Here is a 5,622-nt window from a genome sequence, read left to right on the forward strand (position 1 = left end):
TCGACCGTAAATCTTTCCCGCTGTTCTTGAAAGAATGCGAGTTCCGTTTTAACTTTGGCGCACCTTCCGAGCAGCTTAAAGTGCTGCGCCGGTGGTGTGAAATTTAGGGCTTATCTAGTACAGCCCCTTTTTTATTTGCAGAGGGGCTTAGGAAGCAAAAATCATTTTAAAGGATCATTCCGCAACATTTTCAGCAGTACTTTGTACAAATCATCATGTCTGTGATTGAAGCGAAATTCAGTTTCTTTCAGATGCAAGTAAAACGTATGTTTTGCTACACCATGTTGTGTATCAGATGGTGTTTCGCATAACTCCAAAACGACTCAATACCGTTAATATGTTGCGCTCCACGAGCAAACTCATTTTGCCCGTGATACACCCTAAAATGCTTTGCAAATCCCATATCAATCAAACCATGATAACCGCGCCATCCGTCAGTATTGATGACGCTCTCAATGGAGATATGTCCGCGTATAACCTTTTGTAGCGTAGCTTTGGAGGCATCGGGTACGATTTCCGTATAGACCTTATCTCCCCGTTTGAGTACCCCAAAGACGATGGTTTTACCACCAGCACCGCTTCCGCGTTTACCACGAATACGCTTCGCACCAAAGTAGGATTCGTCAAGTTCAACAACACCATCAAAAGGAGTTTGCTGCTCACATTCAGCAGCTAACCGTTGCCGTAATTTTAAGAATAGCGTGTTGATACTTCTGACACTGATGCCAGTTAATCTGGCAGTATCAGAAGCAGTCAAATCCAAGGCAAATAGCCGTAGAATTTGACGAAATTGTGGTTCAGAAATTTTGCTGAACTTTTGATACTTGTTTTTTAATTTCATTTCATAAGCTTATCACTGTTTTTGGTGATTTTGCTTCCTAAGCCCCTAAGTATTTCAACGGCGGCAGACGGATAAACCCACAAGCCCTATGGCAAGCCTACACCGCAGGCAAACAAACTGCCGCACAGCTTGCCGCCGCCTGCGGATGCAGCCGCCAAACCATCCTGCGCCATCTCAAAAAAGCCGCGCCCAAAGCACAGCTTGCCGAACCCCAATGCACCAACGTCGTGATGGATACCACCTACTTCGGGCGCCGTTTCGGCGTCATGGTTTTGTTCGACAGTATCAGCGGCAAAGCGCTTTCGGTAACCTAAGTCAGAAACGAAAACAACGCCCTTTACGCCGAAGCCATCGGCAGCCTGAAAGCCAAAGGCATTGAAATACAAAGCATCGTTTGCGACGGCCGTAAAGGTCTGCCGCAGTTATTCCCCGATATTCCCGTGCAACTATGCCATTTTCACCAAGTCAAAACCGTCGGCCGATACCTGACGCGCAACCCGCAAACGGCTGCGGGCAAGGAGCTGTGGCGGCTGGCACTAAGTCTGAAAAGCAGCCGCAGAACCGATTTTGAAAGCAGCCTGAAAGCATGGCTCGAACGGCATCAGGATTTCTTAAACGAACGCACGAAGAACCCCGAAACGGGCAAATCCCACTACACCCATCCCAGACTGCGCAGCGCCTATTTCAGCCTGAAACGGAACATGGGCAACCTGTTTGTGTTTGAAGAGCATCCCGATTTGAGCATCCCAAACACCACCAATCTGCTTGATGGCGCATTTGCCGGATTAAAGCGGCATTTGGAGTGCCATCACGGTATGAGTAAGGCTAACAAGATAAAGTTTATTCAGGATTATTTTTCTGAAAAATAAATTTTCGGCAGTAAATTTGTTACTTAGTGCCCCGTTTCTCAGATTGAGCAGTAAATTTGTTACTTATGCCTAATAAAGCGATGGCGCCGCCTTTGAGACGAACACTGTCGGCGGTGATGTGGTAGCCGCCTTCGCCGGCAAAGAGACCGCTTTGGCTGCCGACGCTGCGGCTGTGGCCGTTGGCTTTGCTTTGGTTGTAGTTGCCGGATACGCTCCATGCGGTACCGAGGGCGACTTGGGCGCGGATGCCGCCGCCGCTTTGTTTGCTCTCCTGTTCGACAGTGTCCTGCGGGCTTTCGATATAAAGGGTGCCGCCGACATCGGCATCAATGCGTCGGGCATGGGCTTGGGCACCGTTCAGCACGGTATTGCCCTTGCTGCTGAGCTGCAGTTTGTCCGATTGCAGCAGGGTGTTTTGATGGGTTTGGCTGTCCGAACGGTTTTTGCCTTTGCCGTAGGCCGCTTCGGCATAGATATAGACGCCGGTTTGGGCACCAACGGAAACCCCGACGCCGACTTGTACGCCGGCATTGCGGTTTTTGCCGTCCTGATGTTGGCTGTCTTGGGCCGACTGCAGCCGGATGTCGCGCGCGGAATCGAGGCGGATGGTGTCGCCCGCAGTAATGTTGCTGCCTTGGACGGTAATGTCGCCCTCGCGGCTGCGGATATTGATGTCGCCGCCAGCTTTCAGGCTGCTTTGCTGGCTTTGGCGGTAGTTTTGGTTTTGTTCTTTGCTAGCGGTTTTAAAGCCGAAACCGGCTTCGACGGACAAGAGGACGGCGCCCTGCTGTCCGGTTTGGTTTTTGACGGCGTCGGCCACTTTGCCGACGGAATCGGCCAGCTGGTAGGCTTGGGCGCCGGCGGCTAGACCCTGCAGGGCGCGGGTGCGGTCGTCGGCTGGTTGCGGCAATTGGCGTGCAAAAGCCTCAGCTGCATTCTATGCTTACTCGATACTCTGCACGGGAAAAAATATCTTACCCCACGGCATATCGTTTTCTTCAAAGATGCTTTCAAGATGATCGATAAAGGCGGGATTCACGGCATTGTCGTCTTCTGCACTGTTCACTACTTCGGGATCAAAATATTTAAAATAGAACACCTCTCCCTCGGAGGTAAGGTTAATATGTGTAAGCCAATGATAAATCCAGGCAACATCAAAATCGTATCCTTTTGATTCAAGATCATAATTAGGATTGTAATAAGCAAGATTCCGGCAATACTCCCGAATGTCTTCATCCGTAATCTCTTTCTGCGGCCAAAATTCCATCCATCTCAAGGTAAACAGCCGGTAAATAATCTCTACTGTTTCCTGCCAATCAAGCCCTGAATTGGGAAGGTCTACTGGTTCTGTATCAACAAAAGCTAATTGATAAAAAATATCTTGCATGGCTGCTGCCTGTCGTTCGTTCATCTTCATAAGTTTACCCTTCTAGAAAAATTAATTTTGTGGAAATTTTAATTTTAAGTTTTTATTGTTATTCAGTGACCGGATGGCCTGATTATTATGGATTTCTACCGTTGCTGTAGTGGGTAGGGTATCTTTGCCAGCATATCCGGCAGGACGGTAAACAATTGTGTCGTTTAGTGTCGCAACTCTCCAGCAATCTTAAATACTTTAGGTAACATTTTAATAAAACAAGTAAGATTAATCATTTTTTAAGAATGCATTAAGGATGCAATAGGAAATAGTGGATTATTCTCATCCCATTCTACCCCATGCTCAATAAATATGGATTCTAATGTTTTTATGAAAGGAGTATTTAATTCAAATTTCTTTCCATTCCACTCCTCAAATGCCTCAGGAATATATTTTATTATTAAATCTAGCCCCTTTTTTGTTAATATAATCTCTCCCCAATACCACACTCCATTATCCTTACCAAAAGGATTTTGTTTTGCTAGTTTATGACAAAAACCTAGAATATCTTTTTCTGTTTCCAAATTAACAGGCTCAAGAATTGCTAATTGACATATTAATAATCTATATATGAATTCAACTGCAAATTGCCAATCTTTGTTTCCTTGTCCATGCGATGCAAAATGCATTGGGAAATAAGCATCTAATGCTAAATACTCAAATTCGCATTGAATATTTTCTGCTGTCTCTAAATTCATTAAAATATCCTTATCTAGCAGGGAATTTAAATTTCAGCTCTGTTGGCTTGCCCTTTAAATTAATATTTAAGTTATTTAATGTTGGATTATTAATATCAACAGACGCTGTAGTTCCCTTAGTCATAGAAGCATTACCTGCTGGCCTATACACCACAAAGGTTCCATCCGGCATTTGCGCTTTCCAACAGCCCACACATTTACCTCCGTATAATTTTTCACCTTCGACTCGTTCCATTAATGTAGGTTTCCTGCCTAAATATCGACGTGCAAAAGCCTCGGCTGTTTGATTCGGATTATCTGAACGAGACATTTCTCTAGCAGCACCAGGCTTTCCTTTTTGCGGTTGTCCAGGTAGGCGGGTACGGCCAGACGTTTGCAACCTTTTTAATGCATCAGCCTGCCTTTCTGCAGAAGAAATAGCATTACGTTGGCGTATCGCCTCTATTCTGTTTGGGTTGTGGGATTCGATTTTTTCATGCCGTTGCTGATTATATTTAGGGTTGTTTCTCCCTATGTTGTTGTCATCTCTGTAATCTTTCGGTGGTTTCGGCAATGCCTTCTGTTCCCAATCCCGGCTGCTAAACACCCGTTTGCTTCCGTCAGGCCGCACCACCTTCACCGCATTGTCCGACCACGTTACCACAGAGCCTCTCGGTATCAGCTCCCCGTTGGCCAGGCGTTGTTCCTGTGCCAAGGTAACGGTTGTTCCTTTTACCGCTTGGAGGTTTGGGGGAATGCGGGCTTCGCCGACAGGCACAGCCTTTCCGGACGGAACCTCCGCCTTTCCGGTCTTCTGTTCCCTTCTAGCCTGATCTCTAGCCTTAACAGCTTCAATTCTTCTGGGATCTTGGTTATAAATTTTCTTGTGAAGCTCTTGATTAAAACTAGGATCGTTTTTTCCTATATTAATGTTATCATTATGATTTCTTCCTGAGGCGGTCGTTAAATTTTGTCTTCCACCACTCCCCTTAATTGCGCGATAAACCTGTCTTGCACCTCCTCCCAATGCTTTCGCTCCTCCTCCGGTAGCAGCAGCAGCAGACATTGCAAGACCATTCATGAAATCCGCATGGTATGCAACCACTTCCTCATCACTTAGTGTATTAATTGGCCTGTTGCCTGCCCTTTCTTCAATATATCTAATGATATAAATGTTTCCTTTGCGGATGTTTTTCGCATCTTGAGAACCTAAAACATGTACCAAATAATTTTTGTCTTTTATGTTTCTAGCATCTTGTTTTTTGATTTCAGTAACGCAGGTTGGGTTGTTACAAATATCTTCTGGCAAGAAGATACCCATCATCATTTTGTTACCCAAAATATCATATGTTTGTGTATTAAACTGGTCGACAATTAAAGCATCGCCTTCTTGGGCTTTACCAATTAAATCAGCACATACTTTCGTTCTGGGGTATCTGCTGCAAGTATCTTGTAATTTTTCCCGTTGATTTTTATCTAACAAAGTAAATGTGCGTTTTACTGCCTCACAAGCACTCTCGTTCCCTGTTTTACAATGGAGATTCATCCCATCTATGAATGCATTCATTTGCTGGGTATCCAATTGGTTATTCTCCACCGCATTCTGCCCAAGCACACCCCCTACCTGTGCATTGAACAGGGCATTGCTGTTGCCGTTGTTGGTGCCGCTTCCCCCTTTCAGGCTGCCACCTGCCGCACCGACCACCGAAGCAAGCGCCCCGGTCTGCGCTTTGATCTCTTCTTTGATGTGCTCGGGCAGAAGGTTGGGATTGAATTTTCCGCTTATCGGGTCGATGGCAGTGCGGCCGTCGTCGTATT

Annotated in this window: 6 protein-coding genes and 2 pseudogenes; 2 read left to right on the forward strand and 6 right to left on the reverse strand. The window is 45.9% G+C overall.

What is annotated here, in order from left to right; translation table 11 throughout:
• A pseudogene (locus OP500_RS11020) lies at positions 1 to 107 on the forward strand (IS1595 family transposase); the annotation flags it as partial.
• Positions 108 to 161: 54 nt separating this feature from the next.
• Here OP500_RS11020 and OP500_RS11025 read toward each other — a convergent pair.
• Together OP500_RS11025 and OP500_RS11265 are read right to left on the reverse strand one after the other, a co-directional pair.
• Positions 162 to 841 (reverse strand): annotated as a pseudogene (locus OP500_RS11025) (IS1595 family transposase).
• Between the two features lie 86 nt (positions 842 to 927).
• Positions 928 to 1,227: a hypothetical protein gene (locus OP500_RS11265; protein WP_443135150.1), complete on the reverse strand. Its 300-nt coding sequence runs from the start codon at positions 1,225 to 1,227 to the stop codon at positions 928 to 930.
• On the opposite strand from OP500_RS11265, the gene OP500_RS11030 reads away from it, so the two are divergent.
• The gene (locus OP500_RS11030; RefSeq protein ID WP_443135151.1) at positions 1,216 to 1,710 is read left to right on the forward strand and encodes an IS256 family transposase, variant Zn-binding type; all 495 of its coding nucleotides are present in this window, start codon (positions 1,216 to 1,218) and stop codon (positions 1,708 to 1,710) included. The genes OP500_RS11265 and OP500_RS11030 overlap by 12 nt on opposite strands.
• Positions 1,711 to 1,729: 19 nt before the next feature.
• On the opposite strand, the gene OP500_RS11035 is transcribed toward OP500_RS11030, so the two are convergent.
• From OP500_RS11035 to OP500_RS11050, 4 genes are all read right to left on the reverse strand, one after another.
• Positions 1,730 to 2,620 carry a hemagglutinin repeat-containing protein gene (locus tag OP500_RS11035; RefSeq protein ID WP_274070983.1) on the reverse strand — a complete coding sequence of 297 codons (891 nt, stop codon included), beginning with the start codon at positions 2,618 to 2,620 and terminating at the stop codon, positions 1,730 to 1,732.
• 33 nt (positions 2,621 to 2,653) lie between these two features.
• Positions 2,654 to 3,127, reverse strand: coding sequence for a hypothetical protein (locus OP500_RS11040; protein WP_238748033.1), 474 nt, complete (start codon positions 3,125 to 3,127; stop codon positions 2,654 to 2,656).
• 239 nt (positions 3,128 to 3,366) lie between these two features.
• A complete protein-coding gene (locus OP500_RS11045) occupies positions 3,367 to 3,825 on the reverse strand; it encodes a hypothetical protein (protein ID WP_238748034.1) in 459 nt (152 codons plus the stop codon).
• Positions 3,826 to 3,835: 10 nt separating this feature from the next.
• Positions 3,836 to 5,622, reverse strand: a 1,787-nt coding sequence (locus OP500_RS11050; protein ID WP_274070984.1) for a VENN motif pre-toxin domain-containing protein, incomplete at its 5' end; no start/stop codon positions are given.

It is taken from the genome of Kingella sp. SNUBH-2017 (genome assembly GCF_028680565.1).
Lineage (GTDB): Bacteria > Pseudomonadota > Gammaproteobacteria > Burkholderiales > Neisseriaceae > Kingella_D > Kingella_D pumchi.